Origin of the sequence: Stenotrophomonas rhizophila (genome assembly GCF_003751305.1) — a bacterium.
Classification (GTDB): Bacteria; Pseudomonadota; Gammaproteobacteria; order Xanthomonadales; family Xanthomonadaceae; genus Stenotrophomonas; species Stenotrophomonas rhizophila_B.
Genome location: NZ_RJKV01000002.1, coordinates 889,644 through 908,043, shown reverse-complemented (window position 1 = coordinate 908,043; position 18,400 = coordinate 889,644). Strand labels below are relative to the sequence as shown.

The following is an 18,400-nucleotide window of genomic DNA, read 5'->3' as shown; positions in this document are numbered from 1 at the left end:
CCCCGTGCCGTCACGGCACGGGGCGCCAGCCGGATCAGGCCTTCTGCAGCGCCGCCACGCGCTGGGCCAGCTTCTTGGCCGAAATGCCGGTCCTGGCACCCAGTTCCTGGGCGAACAGCGACACCCGCAGCTCTTCCAGATCCCAGCGCAGGTCCTGCCATTGCGGCCGCTGCCGCAGACCGCGCGCCTCGGCCTGGGCCAATGCATCCACGAACGGCCGCAGTTCCAGCATCCGTGCCTGGTCGCGCGGTGGATCGCGCTTGGCACGTTCGGTGCGCAGGATCATGGCGCGCAGGTAACGCGGCAACTGCGCCAGGGCATCGGCCGGAGTCTCGCGCAGGAAGCCGGGATGGACCAATGCCGCCAGCTGCTGCTCCATGTCATCGAGATTGCCACGTGCCCAGCCCATCAGCGGCGCCTCCAGCTGCGGCTTGAGTTCGGCCACATGGGCCAGGATGTTCTCGGCCAGCTTCAAGCGGGCCATCGCCTCGCCGAACAGCGCCTTGCCCGCCTCCGCGCTGCGCTTGGCGAACGCAGCCGGGTCGCGGATATCACCGAGGCCATCGGCGAGCACGGCATTCATCGCGGCATCGACCAGGTCGCCGCGCAGGCGCTCCTGCGATTCGATCGCGGCATACAGCAGCCCGGTCTTGGGCGGCACCGGCAGTTGCTTGCGTGCCTGCTTGGCCTTGTCGGCCAGCGCGATCTCCAGCAATCGACGTACGCCGAGCGGATGCTGCTCCAGCGCCTCGTTGCGATCGGCAAAGATCTTCAACGCGGCGGTCTCGCCCTGGTCGACCAGGGCCGGGTAGGCCGGCACGCCCGCTTCGCCGGGCACCTGCAACGGAATCGGGCTGGCCGGGAAATCGCGCAGCCCGTCGGCCGCCAGTGCCCGGCCGGCGCGTGCGGCAAAGGCATCACCGGCCTTGTCACCGAAGCGGGCGCGCAGTGCATCCAGATCGCGCGAGGTCGCCAGCACCTTGCCATCGGCATCGCGCAGCCGCAGGTTCATGCGCAGATGGGCGTCCAGCGCTGCGTCATCGAAATCGGTCGCGGCCAGCTTGGCACCGGTCGCACGCGACAGGAACCGTGCCAGCTCGCCACGGATGTCATCGGCGGTCGGCTCGGCAAACGCTTCGGCGAACGCGCGCCCGAAGTCCGGTGCCGGCACATAGTTGCGGCGCATCGCCTTGGGCAGGCTGCGGATCAGGGCTGCAGCCTTGTCGGCTACGAAGCCCGGCGCCAGCCACGACAACCGCGCCGGATCGAGCGCGTTGAGCAGGTGCAGTGGCACCTCCAACGTGACGCCATCTTCGTCGGCACCCGGCTCGAAGGTGTAATGCAGCGGCAGCCGTGCATCACCCAGCGGCAGGTACGCGGGATACCGTTCGGCGTCACTGCCCTCGCCCGGCAGCAGATCGGCCAGTGTCCACGACAGCGCGCGGCGTTTCTCCGGCGCCAGCGCCTTCCACCAGGTGTCCAGGCCCATCGCCGAATGGATCTCGGCCGGGATCCGGTCCAGGTACCAGCGCGCCTGCCAGCCTTCGTCGGCGACGATGCCGGCGCGGCGCAGCTTGGCCTCCTCTTCGCGCGCCTGCTCCAGCACCTTGAGGTTGTCGGCGACGAAGCCGGCACGGGTGTTGATTTCGCCAGTCACCAGAGCCTGACGCACGAAGATGTCGTGCGCTTCGCCCGGAGCGATGCGGCCATAGTGCACCGGCTTCTTCGGGGCCAGCACCAAGCCGAACAGGCTGATCTGCTCCGAAGCCAGCACCTGGCCCTGCGCGCGCGACCAGTGCGGGTCAAAGTGCTTGCGCAGCAGCAGGTGGGGCAGCTCATTGATGACCCAGTCCGGCTCGATCGCCGCGTTGGTCAGGCCCCAGATCTTCTGGGTATCCAGCAGCGTCGCGGTCAACAGCCACGGCGGCGGCCGCTTGGCCAGGGTCGAGCCCGGGAACGGCAGGAAGCGGCGCTGGCGCGGTGCCAGGAAGTCGCCCTTGTCGCTGCGGTGGCCGATCTGCGTGGGCAGGCCGGCGATCAACGCGCGGTGCAGGGTCTGGTAGGCAGCGGCGCGCACTTTGTCGCTGAAGGCGTTGCGCGCCTCCGCGTCGACGCCCTTGACCGGCGCCACCTTGCTCTCGACAGGCGTCGGCTCGGATTTTCCTTCACGGGCCAAGCGCGCGGCACGATGCTGCTGGCCGCGCGTCGCCTTGATCTTCGCCTCGTCATCGCGTGCCGGTGCCGGTGCGGAAGAACCGGCCAGCAGCGGTGCCAGCGAGGTCTCGGCGGGCTCCTCGCTCCAGCCCAGCTCCTCGCACAGCACGCGCAGTTGGCGATGCAGCTCCCGCCACTCGCGCATGCGCAGGAAGCCGAGGAAATGCCGGCCGCACCAGTCGCGCAGCTTGGACTGGGTCAGGTCTTCATGGGCTTGGCGGTAGCCATCCCACAGCCGCAGCACGCCGACGAATTCCGAGCGCCCATCGGCGAACAGCGCATGCGCGTTGTCGGCCGCGGCGCGCGCTTCCGGCGGGCGTTCGCGCGGGTCCTGGATGCCCAGGAACGAGGCGATCACCAGCATCGGGCGCAGGCAGCCCTGCGCCTGCGCGGCGACCAGCATGCGGGCCAGTTTCACGTCCACCGGCAGGCGCGCCATCTGGCGCCCGATCGGGGTCAGGCGACGCTCGGCATCGACCGCACCCAGTTCGCCCAGCTGCTGCCAGCCATCCGCGACGGCACGCTCGTCCGGGGCCTCCAGGAAGGGAAAATCTTCGATCCGGCCCAGGCCCAGCTGCAGCATCCGCAGGATCACCCCGGACAGGCTGGAACGGCGGATCTCCGGATCGGTGAACTCGGGGCGCGACAGAAAATCCGCTTCGGAATACAGCCGGTAGCAGATGCCTTCGGACACGCGGCCGCAACGGCCTTTGCGCTGGTTGGCGCTGGCCTGCGAAACCGCTTCGATATGCAACCGGTCCAGCTTCTGGCGCGGGCTGTAGCGCTTGATGCGGGCGAAACCGGGGTCGATCACATAGCGGATGCGCGGCACCGTCAGCGACGTTTCGGCCACGTTGGTGGCCAGCACGATGCGCCGGTTGGCGCCCGGGTTGAACACCAGGTCCTGGTCCTTGACCGACAGCCGCGCATATAGCGGCAGCACGTCGGTGCCACGGTACTTGCGTCGTTCCAGCGACTGGTGCGCATCGCGGATTTCGCGCTCGCCCGGGAAGAACAACAGGATGTCGCCACGCGGGTCGATCCGGGTGATTTCATCCACCGCCGCGACCACCGCATCATTGACGGTGCGCTCGCCATCGCGCCCACCGTCGGCTTCGCCACCGCCCTCACCTTCCAGCGGCCGGTAACGCACCTCCACCGGGAAGGTACGGCCTTCCACGCTGATCACCGGGGCATCGTCGAAATGCTGCGCAAAGCGCGAGGTGTCGATGGTCGCCGAGGTGACGATCAGCTTCAGGTCCGGGCGCTTGATCAGCAGCTGCTTGAGATAGCCCAGCAGGAAATCGATGTTGAGGCTGCGTTCGTGCGCCTCGTCGACGATGATCGTGTCGTAGTTGGACAGCCAGCGGTCGCTGCTGATCTCGGCCAGCAGGATGCCGTCGGTCATGAATTTGATGCGGGTATCGTCACCGACGCGATCGGTGAAGCGCACCTGGTAACCCACCGTGGTGCCCAGCTCGGACTGCAGTTCCTGCGCGACGCGGGTCGCCACCGCACGTGCGGCGATCCGTCGCGGCTGGGTGCAGCCGATCATGCCGGCGGTGCCACGGCCGGCGGCCAGGCACAGCTTGGGCAGCTGGGTGGTCTTGCCCGAGCCGGTTTCACCGGCGATCACCACGACCTGATGGTCGCGGATCAGCGCGGTGATGGCCTCGGCTTCACGCGCAATCGGCAGTTGCTCGTCCAGAGTGATGGCCGGCTGATTCAGCGCACGCGCTTCACGGCGCTGCACGGACGCCTGCAAGGCCTGCTCGAACGCCGCCGCCAGCCCCGTATCCGCCGGTTTGGCCCGCCAACGCGAGAGCATCCCCAGCAAACGACCGCGGTCGCGGCTCATGGCGCCGTTGATGGCGGCCTGCTGCTGGGCCAGGCGTGCTGCATGTGGTTTTTCGATAGCGCTCATCAATCGATTCGTTTAGAACTTTTGTTTACTACTGAAAGGGTAGTCTGATCTATTGTGAAGGCCATCCGATTCATCCCATCCATAAGGAGTTCTCCCATGGCGAAGACGACCAAGACCCCGGCAAAGCCCAAGACTGCCAAGCAGAAGCTCGGCGCGGCGGCCCCGTCGGCCCCGAACATCGATATCGGGATCAAGGAGGGCGATCGCAAGAAGATCGCCGATGGACTGTCGGCCTTCCAGGCTGATGCGTTCACGCTCTACCTGAAGACCCACAATTTCCATTGGAACGTGACCGGGTCGATGTTCAACTCGCTGCACACCATGTTCGAGACCCAGTACACCGAACAGTGGGCGGCCCTGGATGACGTAGCCGAACGCATCCGTGCACTGGGCTTCAATGCCCCGGGCTCGTACCGCGAGTTCGCGGCCCTGACCTCGATCGCCGAGGAGCCGGGCCTGACCGACAGCGCGGACTGGCGTGAAATGGTACGCCAGTTGGTCACCGCCAACGAGGCGGTGTGCCGTACGGCGCGCAAAGTGCTGGATGTGGCCGACGATGCGGACGACGCGCCGACCGAGGATCTGATGACCCAGCGTCTGCAGACCCACGAAAAGTACGCCTGGATGCTGCGTTCGCTGCTGCAGTAAGAATGTGTTTTTGGCGGGCTTGGTTGACTGACGGCAACGGCAAAGGCTTTGGCTGACGGGGTCTCCGTGTTGGCGAGCGGGGGCCAGGCCCCGCCGGGACGCGCCGTAAACCCATCCTTGGGGGCTCGACGTGCGCCATCCATGGCGCACGACGGTCCCGTCAGGGCCTGGCCCCCACTCGCCAGACAGATCAGGATGGACGGTTGGGCAAGCCAGAGCGGCCTCTTCGGCAAGCGGTAACAGGCCACAGGTCACAGGCAAGCAACAGCAGACAGGCGCCGATTGGCGCCTGTCTGCGTTTGACTGGCGCGTGACTGGCTCTGGACTGGCTCTCCTTTGAAGACCAGCCAAGTGTCGACGGCGCGGTGTGGGTGGGTCTGCAGGACCGTTGTGCGCCATGGATGGCGCACATCGAGCCCCCATGGACGGGTTCACGGCGGGTCCAGCAGACCCACCCACACCGCGCCAACCCCGCAGGAGGACACGCCCGGCGCTTTGCGCCTTCAGCTCTGCCTATGACTCTGACTCTGGCTCCGGCCTCGGCTTTCCTACAGACCGATCCGGCATCAGAGGACACGGCCCGTAGCCTGGGCAAGGTAAACTAGCGCGATGTCTTCCCGCCCCGCGCACGACCTGCTCAGCCGCATCTTTGGTTACGACGAATTCCGCGGTCCGCAGCAGGCGATCGTCGAGCATGTCGCCGCCGGCAATGACGCGCTCGTCCTCATGCCCACCGGCGGCGGCAAATCGCTCTGCTACCAGGTCCCCTCCCTGCTCCGCGACGGCACCGGCATCGTCATCTCGCCGCTGATCGCCTTGATGCAGGACCAGGTCGAAGCCCTGCGCCAGCTCGGCGTCCGCGCCGAATACCTCAACTCCACCCTTGATGGCGAAACCGCCGCCCGCGTCGAACGCGAACTGCTTGCCGGCGAACTGGACATGCTCTACGTCGCCCCCGAGCGACTGCTGACCGGCCGCTTCCTCTCGCTGCTCTCGCGCAGCACGATTGCCCTGTTCGCCATCGACGAAGCTCATTGCGTCTCGCAGTGGGGCCACGACTTCCGACCTGAATACCGCCAGCTCACCGTCCTGCACGAGCGCTGGCCCGACGTCCCGCGCATCGCGCTGACCGCCACCGCCGATCCGCCGACCCAGCGCGAAATCGCCGAACGCCTGGACCTGACCAACGCCCAGCACTTCGTCAGCTCCTTCGACCGTCCCAACATCCGCTACACCGTCGTCCAGAAAGACAACGCCAAGCGCCAGCTGCTGGACTTTCTCAAGGTCCACCGCCAGGAAGCCGGCATTGTCTACTGCATGTCGCGGCGCAAGGTGGAAGAAACCGCCGAGTTCCTGTGCAAGGAGGGCATGAACGCCCTGCCCTACCACGCTGGCCTGCCGGCGGAGGTACGCGCCGCCAACCAGCGCCGCTTCCTGCGCGAGGACGGCATCGTGATGTGCGCCACCATCGCCTTCGGCATGGGCATCGATAAACCGGACGTGCGCTTCGTCGCGCACACCGATCTGCCCAAATCGATGGAAGGGTATTACCAGGAAACCGGCCGCGCCGGCCGTGATGGCGAGCCCGCCGAAGCCTGGCTCTGCTATGGGCTCGGCGACGTCGTGCTGCTCAAGCAGATGATCGAACAGTCCGAAGCCGGCGAAGACCGCAAAACGCTCGAACGGTCCAAACTCGATCACCTGCTCGGCTACTGCGAATCCATGCAGTGCCGCCGTCAGGTCCTGCTGGCCGGGTTCGGGGAAACCTACCCCCAGCCCTGTGGCAACTGCGACAACTGCCTGCTGCCACCGGATGCGTGGGATGCCAGCGTTGCCGCCCAGAAGGCGCTGAGCTGCGTCTACCGCAGCGGCCAGCGCTTCGGCGTGGGCCACCTGATCGACATCCTGCGCGGCGGCGACAACGAGAAGGTGCGCCAGTTCGGACACACCGAATTGAGCACCTACGGCATCGGCAAGGATCTCGACGCCCGCACCTGGCGCAGCGTGTTCCGCCAGCTGGTCGCCTCCAGCCTGCTCGAGGTGGACAGCAGCGCCTACGGTGGTCTGCGCCTGACCGATGGCAGCCGCGAGGTGCTCAAGGGCCAGCGCAAGGTCATGATGCGCCGCGAGACACCCAAGGCCGCCCGCGAGCGCGACCGCAGCGGCCAGCGCACCGGCCTGGCGGTGCTGCCGCAGGACCTGGCCCTGTTCAATGCCCTGCGCGGCCTGCGTGCCGAACTCGCGCGCGAGCAGAACGTGCCGGCCTTCGTGATCTTCCACGACAGCACCCTGCGCAACATCGCCGAACAGCGTCCCACCAGTGTCGATGCGCTCGGCCGGGTCGGCGGCATCGGTGGCACCAAGCTGGCCCGCTATGGCGATCGCCTGGTCGAGATCGTGCGCGAGGAAGGCTGATGCCCGGGCAAGCCCGCACGGACCGGCCTCCAGAGTTGAACCACGTGTTCAGCCGCAGGTGCGACCGCCCGGATTTGGCAGTAAGGTGAGCCCCATGTCCGCCAGTGGCCTGCTCCTGCGAGTGGTATTGATGCTCAGCCTGTTGCTCAACGGGCTGAACGTCGCCATGGCCGGTCCCATGGCGCTGGCCATGGCCGAACCGACCCGCACCAGCACACCCGGCCCGCCCTGCCATGGCGATGCACCGATGCCTGCCGCGCACCATCACGACGCCATGGCCACCGCCGACACCGGCGTCCAGGCCCCGCACGATGGCGACCATTGCAAGATCAAGGACTGCCTGCGCAGCTGTGCCCAGCAGCCCAGCCTGACCGTCCAGATCGCGTGGATCGCCACGCCGCCACCGTTGTCGCTGGCGCCGATCCTGACCGCGCATCCGTCACGGCCGATGCCCCCGCTGGACCGCATCACCCGCCCTCCGATCGCCTGATCCACCGCGCGCTGCGAGCGCCGGCCTGAGGCTCTGCACATGCGCCCCGGCGTGTGTGCGATGACGGCACCACGTGTGCCATTCGAATCGGATTCGGAGTTGCAATGTCTTTCCCAAAAACACCCGGCACGGGCACCCCGCCCATGCCGTCGCGCCGCCTGTTCGTACAGGGCGTCGCTGCCGGCGGCGTGGTCGCCGGCCTGGCCGCCACCGGCCTGAGCCCGCGTGCGTTCGCCGCCGCCGGCCCCGGTCTTGCCGGTGCCCCGCAGGTCCTGAGCAGCCATGACGTGCAGCTGAGCATCGGCGAATCGGTGGCCAACTTCACCGGCCACACCCGCCCGGCCATCACCGTCAATGGGAGCCTTCCGGCGCCGATCCTGCGCTGGCGCGAGGGCCAGACGGTCAACATCCGCGTGGCCAATACGCTGCAGGCCCACCCCACCTCCATCCACTGGCACGGCCTGCTGCTGCCGGCCAACATGGATGGCGTGCCCGGCCTGAGCTTCAACGGCATCGCCCCGGGCGAGGCCTACCAGTACCGCTTTACCCTCAAGCAGTCCGGCACGTACTGGTATCACAGCCATTCCATGTTCCAGGAGCAGGCGGGTCTGTACGGCGCGCTGATCATCGACCCGCTGGAGCCGGCGCCGTATCACGCCGACCGCGAGCACGTGATCCTGCTCTCGGACTGGACCGACCTGGACCCCGGCGCGCTGTTCCGGCGCATGAAGAAGCTCGCCGAGCACGACAACTACTACAAGCGCACCCTGCCCGACTTCCTGCGCGATGTGCGCAAGGACGGCTGGGCCGCGGCCACCGCCGACCGCGGCATGTGGGGCCGGATGCGGATGACGCCGACCGACATCTCCGACATCAACGCCCACACCTATACCTACCTGCTCAACGGCACCGCCCCGGCCGGCAACTGGACCGGGCTGTTCCGCAGTGGCGAAAAGGTGCTGCTGCGCTTCATCAACGGCGGCTCGATGACCTATTTCGACGTGCGCATCCCCGGCCTGAAGATGACCGTGGTCGCCGCCGATGGCCAGTACATCCACCAGGTCAGCATCGATGAATTCCGCATCGCCCCGGCCGAGACCTTCGATGTGATCGTCGAACCCAGCGGCCAGGACGCGTACACGATCTTCTGCCAGGACATGGGCCGCACCGGCTATGCCGCCGGCACGCTGGCGGTGCGCCACGGCCTGCAGGCGCCGATCCCCGCGCGCGACCCGCGCCCGCTGCTGACCATGAGTGACATGGGCCACGACATGGGCCATGCCTCCAACGGGATGGCGGGCCACGACATGAAGGGCATGGAAGGCGGCTGCGGTGCCAGCATGGGCCACGGTGCACACGGCACCGATCCCAAAGCGCCGCGTCACCCGGCCAGCGAGCAAGGCAACCCGCTGGTGGACATGCAGAGCATGGCCACCGCGCCCAAGCTGGATGATCCTGGTATCGGCCTGCGCGACAACGGCCGCAACGTACTCACCTACGGCGCGATGCGCAGCCTGTTCGACGATCCCGATGGGCGCGATCCCGGCCGCGAGGTCGAGCTGCACCTGACCGGCCACATGGAAAAATTCAGCTGGTCCTTCGACGGGATCCCGTTCGCGAGCGCCGAACCGCTGCGCCTGACCTACGGCGAGCGCATGCGCATCGTGCTGGTCAACGACACGATGATGCAGCATCCGATCCATCTGCACGGCGTGTGGAGCGATCTGGAAAACGCGGACGGCGAGTTCCACCTGCGCAAGCACACCATCGACATGCCGCCCGGCACCCGCCGCACCTACCGCGTCCGTGCCGACGCGCTTGGGCGCTGGGCGTACCACTGCCACCTGCTGTACCACATGGAAGCGGGCATGATGCGCGAAGTGAGGATCGAAGAATGAGCCGCTCACCTCTCACCGTGCTGTCCGCACTGAGCGCCGCCCTGCTGCTGGCGTTGGCCGCACCGGTCTGGGCACAGTCGCATGCCGGCCATGCCACGGCGCCGACCACGACTGATGCATCACCGGCGGATGACCGCCCGATGGATCACGGCAGCATGGATCACACCAAGATGGACCATTCAACGATGGACCACGGCAGCGCTGATCACAGCCAGATGGACCATTCGACGATGGATCACGCCGCGATGGGGCATGGTGTGCCGAGGGCGCCCGCGCCCACCGAGCCGCTCGAACCGATTCCGGCCGTGACCGCCGCCGACCGGCTCGCCGCGTTTCCGCCGATCGACCACGGCGCGATGGAGCATGCGCCGGAGATCCATAGCCTGCTGCTGGTCAACCGGCTCGAACACTGGGATGGCCAGCACGGCAGCGGCCAGGCCTGGGAGGCCAGCGGCTGGGTGGGCGGCAACATCCACCGGCTGTGGGTGCGTAGCGAAGGCGAGCGCAGTGACGGCCGTACCGGATCGGCCGATCTGGAAGTGATGTATGGGCGCAGCGTGTCGCCGTGGTGGGATGTACTGGTCGGCGTGAAACAGGATTTCCGGCCGGCCGATTCACGTACCTGGGCGGCGTTCGGCATCCAAGGCCTGGCGCCGTACAAGTTCGAGACCTCTGCCACGGCCTATCTAGGCGAAGGCGGTCAGTTGGCGGCCACGGTCGAGGTGGAATACGAGCTGCTGCTGACCAACCGGTTGATCCTGCAGCCGCTGCTGGAAGCCACCTTCTCGGCCAAGGACGAGCCCACGTATCGCAACGGCGCGGGCCTCAACAAGGTCGAAGCCGGGTTGCGCCTGCGCTATGAATTCAGCCGCCGCTTCGCACCGTACATCGGCATCAGCCACGAGCGGTTGTTCGGCGATACCGCCGACTACCACGAGGCAGCCGGCGAAGGTGCGCGCGATACCCGCTGGGTGGCGGGCGTGCGGGTCTGGTTCTGATCCGGCAACCATGACAGGTTCCGGGTACCGACGTACCCGGAACTACGGCCGACCCCAGACGATAGCGTAAGCTGCCGGCCCCACCTGCCTGCCTTGCGCCATGACGTTGACCATCCGCCGTGCCACCGTCGCCGATGCCGCTGCGCTGTCGGCGATCGCCATCGCCACCTACACCGAAACCTTCGGCGATTCCTACCCGCCGCAGGACCTGCGCGATTTTCTGGACAGCCATTACGCGGTCGAACCGCAACGCCGCGAGCTCGCCGATCCACGCAACGCGGCGTGGCTGCTGGACAACGGCGAACGTGTGGTGGGCTATCTCGCCGCAGGCCCGAACAGCCTGCCGCATGCGGACGCTGCCGAAGGCGATATCGAGCTCAAGCGGCTGTACGTGCTCGCCAGCCACCAGGCGGGTGGTCACGGCGCGCGCCTGATGGACGCGTTCCTGGCATGGCTGGATCAACCGCAGCGGCGCACGCTGTGGATCGGCGCGTGGTCCGAGAATCTGGGTGCGCAACGCTTCTACGCACGCTATGGCTGCCGCAAGGTGGGCGAATACGATTTCCCGGTCGGCGAGAGCGTCGACCGGGAGTTCATCCTGCGCCGCGCCTGAGCGCAGCGCAGGCATGCATCAGAAGTCGAACAGGTCCGACAGGAAGCTCTCTTTCTTCTTCTTGCGGTAGCCGTGCTGATCGCCGTACTGCTGCTGGCCCAGATGGCGTGTATCGCGGTGCTGCACGGCGGCCGGCGGCGGCGGAGCAGCAGCGCGTGCCGGGGCGGGCGCAGGCGCTGCGGCACTGGCGGAGCGCTCGATGATCTTGTCCAGTTCACCACGGTCCAGCCACACGCCACGGCACTGCGGGCAGTAGTCGATCTCGATGCCCTGACGCTCGGACATCTGCAGCGCTTGGGTTTTGCATACGGGGCATTGCATGGGCGGTAATCCAAGGGGCAAAGCCGCACTCTAGCCGGTCATACCTGACCGTGGTGCAACGCGGCCATGACCGATGGCCCCCCGACCAATGCCCCATGCTGCCGCTGCGGCCGTGCCCAACAATCCGCCCAGTCCCTGGATATGGAGCGTCCCATGTCGTCCCTTCGCCTGCCTGCGTGGCTGGCCGCCTGTGTGCTGGTGCTGACCCTGGCCGTGTCGATCAATCTGCGCGACCTCGCCGCGTGGCTGGGCACGCCAATTTCGACGCTGCCAATTCCCTATGGCGGCGCCATCCTCGACAACGGTCTGGGCGTGCTGCTGGTGCTGGCCGTGGGTGCACTGCTGCTGCGCCCCGGGCAGCGCCTGCACGCGCTGCTCGGGTTGCGCTGGAATGGCTGGCAGGGTCCGGCGCTGGCCCTGCTGGCGACCCTGCCCTGCTGGCTCGGCCTGTGGTGGCTGGGCGGGGTGAATCCCACCCAGGACCTGCTGGCCCTGCTGATGCTCGGGGTGTTGTTCCCGCTGGCCGAGGAAATCATTTTCCGCGGCTTCGGTTTCATCTTCGCCCACCGCCAGCAGCGCTGGCCGTGGCTGGCCGCTGCGCTCGTGCAGGCGGTGGTCTTCGGTGCGATCCACTGGTGGTCGTTCGGCGGCGGCGGGGGCATGGCGCTACAGGTGTTCGCCATCACCGGCATCGGCGGGCTGGTGTTCGCCTGGCTCAATACGCTGGACGATTACACCCTGTGGAGCGGACTGGCCCTGCACGTGTCGCTCAATCTGGCGTGGAACGTGTTCGTGATCACCGAGGCGACTGCCGTCGGCTGGCCGGCGACGGTGCTGCGCCTGTCGGCGGCGGGCCTGGCGGTCGGGCTGGTGTGGGCCTGGCAGCGCCGTCGGAAACGTTCACTCGCCCTCGCCTGACCCGCGCCAACGCGGGCAGCACGGCCGGTTCACCGGGCATTTCGGCGGCGTCAACGATCTCCTCACCAGCGCCCCGCGATAATTGCGCGCCCCTCTCCGGGGGAAAGCCGGAACCACGCTCCATGTTGTTGTCCAAGCACCATCCCGAACCGCGCGTGCTGTTGATCGAAGATACCGAAGACACCCGCGAGCTCAGCCGCATGGCCCTGGAAAGCCAGGCCTGCGAAGTCGTGGCGGTCAGCTCCGCCGAAGCCGCGCTGGGCCTGCTGCAGGCCGGCGAGCGCTTCGACCTGGTGTTCACCGATGTCTGCCTGGGCGCGGTGAGTGGCATCGAGGCGGCGCATCGGGTCAAGCAGGAACAGCCCGGGCTGCCGGTGCTGGTCACCTCGGGCCTGGAGCCCTCCGTGGTGGTGCCGCAGCTCGGTCCGGGCATGCATTTTCTGCCCAAGCCCTACAGCATGAGCGAGCTGCTCGACGCGATCCGCGCCTGCTTCCAGCAGCCGCTGGCGGCCTGCGCCTGAGGCGAGTCGCCTGCAACGGCCGGCGGCCGTCCGAGCGCGCCGCTGAGTGACCTTCATCCGGATTTCATGTCCGCGTGGCCATCGTCGGTGCCGGGAACGGGGGTCTCCCGCTTTCCATACGATGCGACACGCTCCTTTTCCTTGCCGGAATCGACGACATGCTCTTCCGTATGCTGCTGGCTACACCCTTGCTGTTGATGCTGCCGTTGGACGACGCGCGCGCGGATGACGTCGTCACCTGCGAGAGCCGCGACAATCGCTATCAGTCCTGCACCCTGCCTCGCGCCGGCTACGTCACCCTGGACCGCAAACTGTCCGGTGCGGACTGCCGTCAGGGCCGCAACTGGGACTACGACCGTCGTGAGGTCTGGGTCGACGATGGCTGCCGCGCCTCGTTCCGTGTACATGGCGACAGCGATCGCGATGACCGCCACGACAAGGACAACCACGACGCCAAGGTCGCCGCCGGCGTTCTGATCGGCGCGGCGATTCTCGGCGCGTTGGCGCACAACGCCGACAAGGATGATGCGCGCTACGACGATGACAGCTACCAGGGCGCCCGGCACAGCTCGTATGTCCCCGGCTGGATGATCGGCGAGTTCGAGGGCTACAACCCTACCTTCAACGCCGACATCCGCATGCGCATCGACAGCGATGGCCGCATGAGCGCACAGACACGTGGCCAGACCTTGAACGGCTGGATCAACGGCGGCCAGCTCAACGTCGGCAGCAGTGTGTTCGACATCAGCCAGAGCCGCGATGGCTTTGTCACCACTGAAGTGGGCGACCGGCAGAACGAAGTGCGCTACCGCCGCGTGCGTTGAGCGACGCGGCGGTGATCGTCATCCCCTGGCGATCTGGCACTGCAGGGTGGTGCCGTAGAACTCCAGCGTGGTCTGGTCGTTGTGGGTGCGCAGGTCGACACCTTCGCGCCCCCAGCGACCGCCGTTGTTGTCGTCCTTGGTGACCGGCACCGGGAACACGATGGCCTGATCCCTGCCCCAGCTGACCACGGCCGCGGTCGGGTCGATATCGTTGTAGAACACGGCGGTCACCGGCTTGCTGTTGTCATCACAGCGGTACTCCACCGTCGCGGGTACCTGGATGCCGCCGCCATTGATGGTCAGCTCGACCAGCCGGGTCTGATAGGACTCCACGAGACAACGGTGCGGATCGACCGCGCGCGAACAGGCATCACGCCCCTTGATCCAGCCCCGCTGTTCGGCCGCGATGTCCAGCTCGTCCGGGCTGGTCTGCACCCGCTTGTAGAGCGCGGCCAGCTGGCGATCCAGCGCGGCCAGGCGCGCGTCGCCGCACACCAGCGTCTCCGCCTCGGACTGCGCCTTGGCGCAATCGAACGACGGCGGCTGCAGGGTCGGGCTGGCGGGGGCGGCGGGCGCGCTGGCAGCGGGGGCCGACGTGGCCGGCGCGGCAGGCTCTGCCGGAGTCGCGGTATCGGACGGCGCCGGCTTGGAACAGGCCGCGAGCGCAAGCGCCCCCACACCCAGCAGGACGAAACGGTTCATGGCACCTCCAACATCGATCAGCGAATGACTGGCTATTGTGCCCCCGTAAGCGGTTCTGCGGTGTGCACAGGCAGACCGCTCGTGGGCCACGCCTGCATCTCTGCTCACCGTCATTCGAGGACAACCGATTGCCGGGCACCCGCAGGATGCCCCGGCGATGCTGCGCACCGGGTTGCCGCCCTGCCCCGGGTCACCTACGCTCCATGCCCGAATCGATCCAAGGACCATGCTCCGGATGAGTGGCAGCCCGTTTTCTTCTCTCACGCGACGACTGGCATGGCCGGCGCGTGCGCCTGCCCAGACACCGCTGGGCGCGGCCCTCCTCGTGTTGTTTCTGGTCGCCTCACCCGCACGTGCCGATGACATACCGCCGCAGTTCATGGCGCAGTACGAAGCCACGCGCGATTACCTGCAACTGCTGCAGCAAGCCGACGCCGACAAGGCACCGGAGCAGCTCGACAGCCCACGCGCCATGCAACTGCTGGCGGCGGTGACCAACACGACCGACGTCCTGGCGCCGGACTACGCGACGGCGGACCTGGGTCTGCTGACCAACGCGTGCCAGTACGGCGTAACGCTGTCTACCCGGTTGATGCAGTTCGGCATGGGTGCGATGCCAGCAGCCGTGCTCCTCCATTCCGGCGAGCAGGCCCGCCAAGGCAACCACAACGCCGAGCGCTTCCAGGCACAGCTGGGCCTGCTGCTGCCGTACCTGCTGCAGTGCGGTGCACGGATGCAGCCACTGGTGGATGCGTGGCTGACCGTTGCAACGCCCGCAGAGCTTGCCGGTCTGGGACCGGGCGGCACCGACACCCTTCGCCGCAATGCGCAACGCCAGTATCTGGAGATGCTGGAGGTGATGCGTGCCCAGGCGGCGGGCAGCACGCTGAAGCGGACCCTGGTCCGTGCGCTGGCGGAGACGGCGGCGCCTTACGCGCAGATGCTGCAGCCCGCGCAACGGCAGCCGGTGCGCGACGCGTTGAAGGAGGCGCTGGAACAGGTGGACCCAAGCGACGTTCCGCTCCTGCAGCAGGCCATTGCCGGGTTCAGCACCGACCATTGCGGGACACTCTGCCAATCCTGATACATAGACGGCCGCGTCCACCAACTCGGCGCCTCGGATGAAGGGACGTTGTGGACCAGCAGCGTCGTGGGTGGTCACACCCACGCGGTGTAGCACTTGGTCATGAGACTACCCTGACCCGATGCTCATCCCAGTGCGACCCTCGAGTAACAGCGGCAGGTCCACGATGGTGCTGCGACATCACGTCGCCTTGGAGTCACCCATGTCCAACATGCAGAACAACGAAAACAACGTGAAGAATGCGGCCAACGCCCAGAACGCGCCGCAGTCCGACCAGGAACGCAAGGACGCGCAGGCCAGGCAGCAGCAGAAGCAGGAACAGGACACCAAGAAAGCGCCTGATGCTGGCAACAAGCCGCAGCAGAAGTAAGTTTCCTCTGCTACTGGATTCCCTCTGTTACAGGGTGGGGCTGCGCAACCGCGCAGCCCTGACAGGTTTACCTGGCTCGCAGCAACGCCATCACCGCATCGCGTGTAGGGACAGCTCGAGGCTCGTCATGACGCCGGTCGGCACGTCATCGTCCAATACCCACGCACTGCCTGCGACAGACGCGTTGATCACGTCCAGCACCGAGGGTGCGAGGCGAACGCCTTCCCCGATCGCCACCAGCATCATCCGGCGGTAATACAGCACGCCATCTTCCACCAGGCATGATCCGCCCAGACGCAATCGTCGCCCGGTGGCGTCTTGCAATACGATGTTCATGGTGTGTCTCCGTGTCGGCCTGCACTGGTGCGCGCGCGCCTTCTTCTTGATCTGTGATGACGGCGGCGGACGCCGGCCGTCGCGTTGCCGTGGCGGCAACTGCGCCAGGCGGATGGATCAGGGATCACGCTCGCGCAGCGTCGCCAGCTGCTGGCGCATATCGTCCCAGCACAACCGCGTCTCCCGCAGCAGGTTGCCGAGGGTGCGGCGTGCCTGCCCGGACAGTGCGTGGTGGTGGACGGTCGCTTCCATCGCGCGAACCAGACGGGCTTCGGCCGCATGGCTCTCGCTCACGTACTGGATGCCGGCATCGCCGAGCACCGTGCCGAACCACCCGAACCCACCGCGCACATGCCCTCCGAGCGTCCCATGCAGTGCCGGCTGTCCGCCAGCGCGACGCACCAGCGTGGTGACCTCCGTGACGACCTTGGTCTTGGACGCGGCCATGCGCATCATCAGCGCGCTCAACGTCGGATCCGTTACCTGCACGCCCGCGACGGCCCTGGCGTATATGCCGTGACCATCGCGCGCAATGCTGATGATCTGATTGAGCCCGCGTACCGTTTGGCCGTTATTGTCGGTATTCATGACACCGCTCCGTGGAATCGCAGATCCCACTGTGGCCCGTTACCGTTTGATCCTGCGCCTGCGTGGGGGAGGATTGTGTGAGGGGGGATCGATCGCCCGCTACACTACGGCCGCTGCAGGATCCGCAGTGTTGATGGCCGCGCTGCGCATGGAACGAAGCTACTTCTCCACCCTGCTCGCCCTGATCCTCCATCAGATCGATGCCGCCTTCTGGCGCGAGTGGGAGATGTTCCTGCTACCCGGCGGCGTTCAGGGCTTCGTGGTGTTCAATCTGATCGCAGTGGGCATCCTGCTGGTCGGCTACCGACATGTGGTGCTGCAAACCAGCAAGGCGCGCGGTTACGCGCTCCTCTGCGCCGCGCTGGGCCTGGCCACGTTCGCCATCCACGTTGGCTTTGCCGCGTTCGGGCATCGCGCCTTCCACCTGCCGTTGTCGATGGCGGTCATTCTCACCTGTCTGGTCTCGGCGCTTTGGTTGCTGCGCTCGATACGTACCGCCACGCGGACTGCAACCCGGTGAAAGCGGCCAGCACCGTCGCAAAGACGAGTGCCGTCTGCAGAACATCCATTCCCATTGCCATGCCGCCGCCCCGCATCGACCCGCCGTGTACCCACCGCATCACACGGAAACGGGCCTGCGGCGCTCAAGGTCTGGAGGGGTAGCGTGCGCGTGGGAGCCATCCGTGGGCATCGGTCACTTCCTCGCTGGGCGTCGGGGAAACGCGCATGAGGCTGTGAGAATTCCTACGGGCTAGAGACGCGCACCCTGCGTGGCACCATGTTCGGTGGTGTCGTCGTACTGTTTATCGCGCGCGGCGTATTCATCGAGAACCGCTTGCCCGATACGGTTGAGTTCCTCACCGAGCTGCGGGCAGCGCATCCCACCGCCAACTGCCGCGAACCGCCGCTGGATTTCCTCGGCAGCTTGACCGGGATGGGCTGCATGGCCGTCTTCGTGCACCCGCAACGCCTGGCTGTAGCGCGCCCACTCCTGTTGCAGCGACGCAGGCGCTGTATCGGCGGCGGTCCAGCGCGGCAGCACCATGGTGGCCCTCACATCCACGCGCAGCTTGCCGATTCTGCAGCCGCCCCCTCGCGGGGCGTAGTCGTAGTTCCAGCCAACTTGCCAGTCCACGTGGCCGTGATGGCGCGCGCCGTCCTTGCCGACGGGCCCGCGCGCATTCAAGGACGCGCGCAGTTCCTGCAGGTTGCCGCCCTGCACGTCGTAGTAGGTGATCGTCAGATCCTGCGCGGCCCCCGCATCCAGGGCGATCAGGGCAAGGGCCATTGCAGCGCCATGCAGGATCGCGCGACGACGGGAGGCAGACGGGGGATGTGGGAAGTGGTTGCTCACGACGCGTTCCATGCGGAGGGAGGGGGGCTTCATGCGATCCGGGCAGAACCGGAGACATGAAAAAGGCGACCTCGCGGTCGCCTTCATCATGGATGCAGTGGTGGGCCGTGATGGATTCGAACCATCGACCAAAAGATTAAAAGTCTTCTGCTCTACCAACTGAGCTAACGGCCCATTGCATC

18 protein-coding genes and 1 tRNA gene are annotated in these 18,400 nt (G+C 66.9%); 12 read left to right on the top strand and 7 right to left on the bottom strand.

Translation table 11 applies throughout. The features are described 5' to 3' along the window. Nucleotides 1-34 precede the first annotated feature (34 nt). Nucleotides 35-4,138 carry an ATP-dependent RNA helicase HrpA gene (hrpA, locus tag EDF74_RS12555; RefSeq protein ID WP_123730415.1) on the bottom strand — a complete coding sequence of 1,368 codons (4,104 nt, stop codon included), beginning with the start codon at nucleotides 4,136-4,138 and terminating at the stop codon, nucleotides 35-37. Between the two features lie 96 nt (nucleotides 4,139-4,234). Here hrpA and EDF74_RS12550 point away from each other — a divergent pair, with 96 nt between their 5' ends. The 6 genes from EDF74_RS12550 (at nucleotide 4,235) to EDF74_RS12525 (ending at nucleotide 11,200) form a co-directional block, all read left to right on the top strand. Continuing rightward, nucleotides 4,235-4,786: a Dps family protein gene (locus EDF74_RS12550; RefSeq protein ID WP_019185151.1), complete on the top strand. Its 552-nt coding sequence runs from the start codon at nucleotides 4,235-4,237 to the stop codon at nucleotides 4,784-4,786. Between the two features lie 609 nt (nucleotides 4,787-5,395). After that, nucleotides 5,396-7,201: a DNA helicase RecQ gene (gene recQ, locus EDF74_RS12545; protein ID WP_123730414.1), complete on the top strand. Its 1,806-nt coding sequence runs from the start codon at nucleotides 5,396-5,398 to the stop codon at nucleotides 7,199-7,201. Nucleotides 7,202-7,295: 94 nt separating this feature from the next. Beyond that, nucleotides 7,296-7,691, top strand: coding sequence for a CopL family metal-binding regulatory protein (locus tag EDF74_RS12540; protein ID WP_123730413.1), 396 nt, complete (start codon nucleotides 7,296-7,298; stop codon nucleotides 7,689-7,691). Nucleotides 7,692-7,795: 104 nt separating this feature from the next. Beyond that, entirely contained in the window at nucleotides 7,796-9,589 is a 1,794-nt protein-coding gene (locus tag EDF74_RS12535) for a copper resistance system multicopper oxidase (RefSeq protein ID WP_123730412.1), read from the top strand. Next, a complete protein-coding gene (locus tag EDF74_RS12530; RefSeq protein WP_123730411.1) occupies nucleotides 9,586-10,587 on the top strand; it encodes a copper resistance protein B in 1,002 nt (333 codons plus the stop codon). Before EDF74_RS12535 ends, EDF74_RS12530 begins: the two co-directional genes overlap by 4 nt. Nucleotides 10,588-10,687: 100 nt before the next feature. Further along, nucleotides 10,688-11,200: a GNAT family N-acetyltransferase gene (locus EDF74_RS12525; protein WP_123730410.1), complete on the top strand. Its 513-nt coding sequence runs from the start codon at nucleotides 10,688-10,690 to the stop codon at nucleotides 11,198-11,200. Nucleotides 11,201-11,218: 18 nt separating this feature from the next. On the opposite strand, the gene EDF74_RS12520 is transcribed toward EDF74_RS12525, so the two are convergent. Then, nucleotides 11,219-11,521, bottom strand: a complete 303-nt coding sequence (locus tag EDF74_RS12520) for a zf-TFIIB domain-containing protein (RefSeq protein ID WP_123730409.1) — start codon at nucleotides 11,519-11,521, stop codon at nucleotides 11,219-11,221. A gap of 153 nt (nucleotides 11,522-11,674) precedes the next feature. Here EDF74_RS12520 and EDF74_RS12515 point away from each other — a divergent pair, with 153 nt between their 5' ends. From EDF74_RS12515 to EDF74_RS12505, 3 genes are all read left to right on the top strand, one after another. After that, nucleotides 11,675-12,439: a CPBP family intramembrane glutamic endopeptidase gene (locus EDF74_RS12515; RefSeq protein WP_123730408.1), complete on the top strand. Its 765-nt coding sequence runs from the start codon at nucleotides 11,675-11,677 to the stop codon at nucleotides 12,437-12,439. Nucleotides 12,440-12,561: 122 nt separating this feature from the next. Then, nucleotides 12,562-12,960, top strand: a complete 399-nt coding sequence (locus EDF74_RS12510) for a response regulator (RefSeq protein WP_123730407.1) — start codon at nucleotides 12,562-12,564, stop codon at nucleotides 12,958-12,960. A 158-nt stretch (nucleotides 12,961-13,118) separates the two neighbouring features. Then, nucleotides 13,119-13,784, top strand: a complete 666-nt coding sequence (locus EDF74_RS12505) for a DUF3011 domain-containing protein (RefSeq protein ID WP_123730406.1) — start codon at nucleotides 13,119-13,121, stop codon at nucleotides 13,782-13,784. Nucleotides 13,785-13,802: 18 nt separating this feature from the next. Here the strand turns inward: EDF74_RS12505 and EDF74_RS12500 are convergent, their stop codons facing one another. Continuing rightward, the gene (locus EDF74_RS12500) at nucleotides 13,803-14,486 is read right to left on the bottom strand and encodes a lysozyme inhibitor LprI family protein (RefSeq protein ID WP_123730405.1); all 684 of its coding nucleotides are present in this window, start codon (nucleotides 14,484-14,486) and stop codon (nucleotides 13,803-13,805) included. A 157-nt stretch (nucleotides 14,487-14,643) separates the two neighbouring features. Between EDF74_RS12500 and EDF74_RS12495 the strand changes: the two genes are divergently transcribed. Beyond that, nucleotides 14,644-15,570, top strand: coding sequence for a hypothetical protein (locus tag EDF74_RS12495; RefSeq protein WP_148045952.1), 927 nt, complete (start codon nucleotides 14,644-14,646; stop codon nucleotides 15,568-15,570). A 202-nt stretch (nucleotides 15,571-15,772) separates the two neighbouring features. Next, the gene (locus EDF74_RS18250; protein WP_184997227.1) at nucleotides 15,773-15,940 is read left to right on the top strand and encodes a hypothetical protein; all 168 of its coding nucleotides are present in this window, start codon (nucleotides 15,773-15,775) and stop codon (nucleotides 15,938-15,940) included. Between the two features lie 90 nt (nucleotides 15,941-16,030). On the opposite strand, the gene EDF74_RS12490 is transcribed toward EDF74_RS18250, so the two are convergent. Together EDF74_RS12490 and EDF74_RS12485 are read right to left on the bottom strand one after the other, a co-directional pair. Next, nucleotides 16,031-16,276 carry a hypothetical protein gene (locus EDF74_RS12490; protein ID WP_123730403.1) on the bottom strand — a complete coding sequence of 82 codons (246 nt, stop codon included), beginning with the start codon at nucleotides 16,274-16,276 and terminating at the stop codon, nucleotides 16,031-16,033. A gap of 117 nt (nucleotides 16,277-16,393) precedes the next feature. Next, nucleotides 16,394-16,864: a PA2169 family four-helix-bundle protein gene (locus EDF74_RS12485; protein ID WP_123730402.1), complete on the bottom strand. Its 471-nt coding sequence runs from the start codon at nucleotides 16,862-16,864 to the stop codon at nucleotides 16,394-16,396. 133 nt (nucleotides 16,865-16,997) lie between these two features. Between EDF74_RS12485 and EDF74_RS12480 the strand changes: the two genes are divergently transcribed. Then, a complete protein-coding gene (locus EDF74_RS12480; protein ID WP_260232255.1) occupies nucleotides 16,998-17,384 on the top strand; it encodes a DUF6713 family protein in 387 nt (128 codons plus the stop codon). A gap of 231 nt (nucleotides 17,385-17,615) precedes the next feature. Here the strand turns inward: EDF74_RS12480 and EDF74_RS12475 are convergent, their stop codons facing one another. Together EDF74_RS12475 and EDF74_RS12470 are read right to left on the bottom strand one after the other, a co-directional pair. Further along, nucleotides 17,616-18,152: a DUF922 domain-containing Zn-dependent protease gene (locus EDF74_RS12475; RefSeq protein WP_184997225.1), complete on the bottom strand. Its 537-nt coding sequence runs from the start codon at nucleotides 18,150-18,152 to the stop codon at nucleotides 17,616-17,618. Between the two features lie 164 nt (nucleotides 18,153-18,316). Next, a tRNA-Lys gene (locus tag EDF74_RS12470) sits at nucleotides 18,317-18,392 on the bottom strand. Nucleotides 18,393-18,400: the final 8 nt, after the last annotated feature.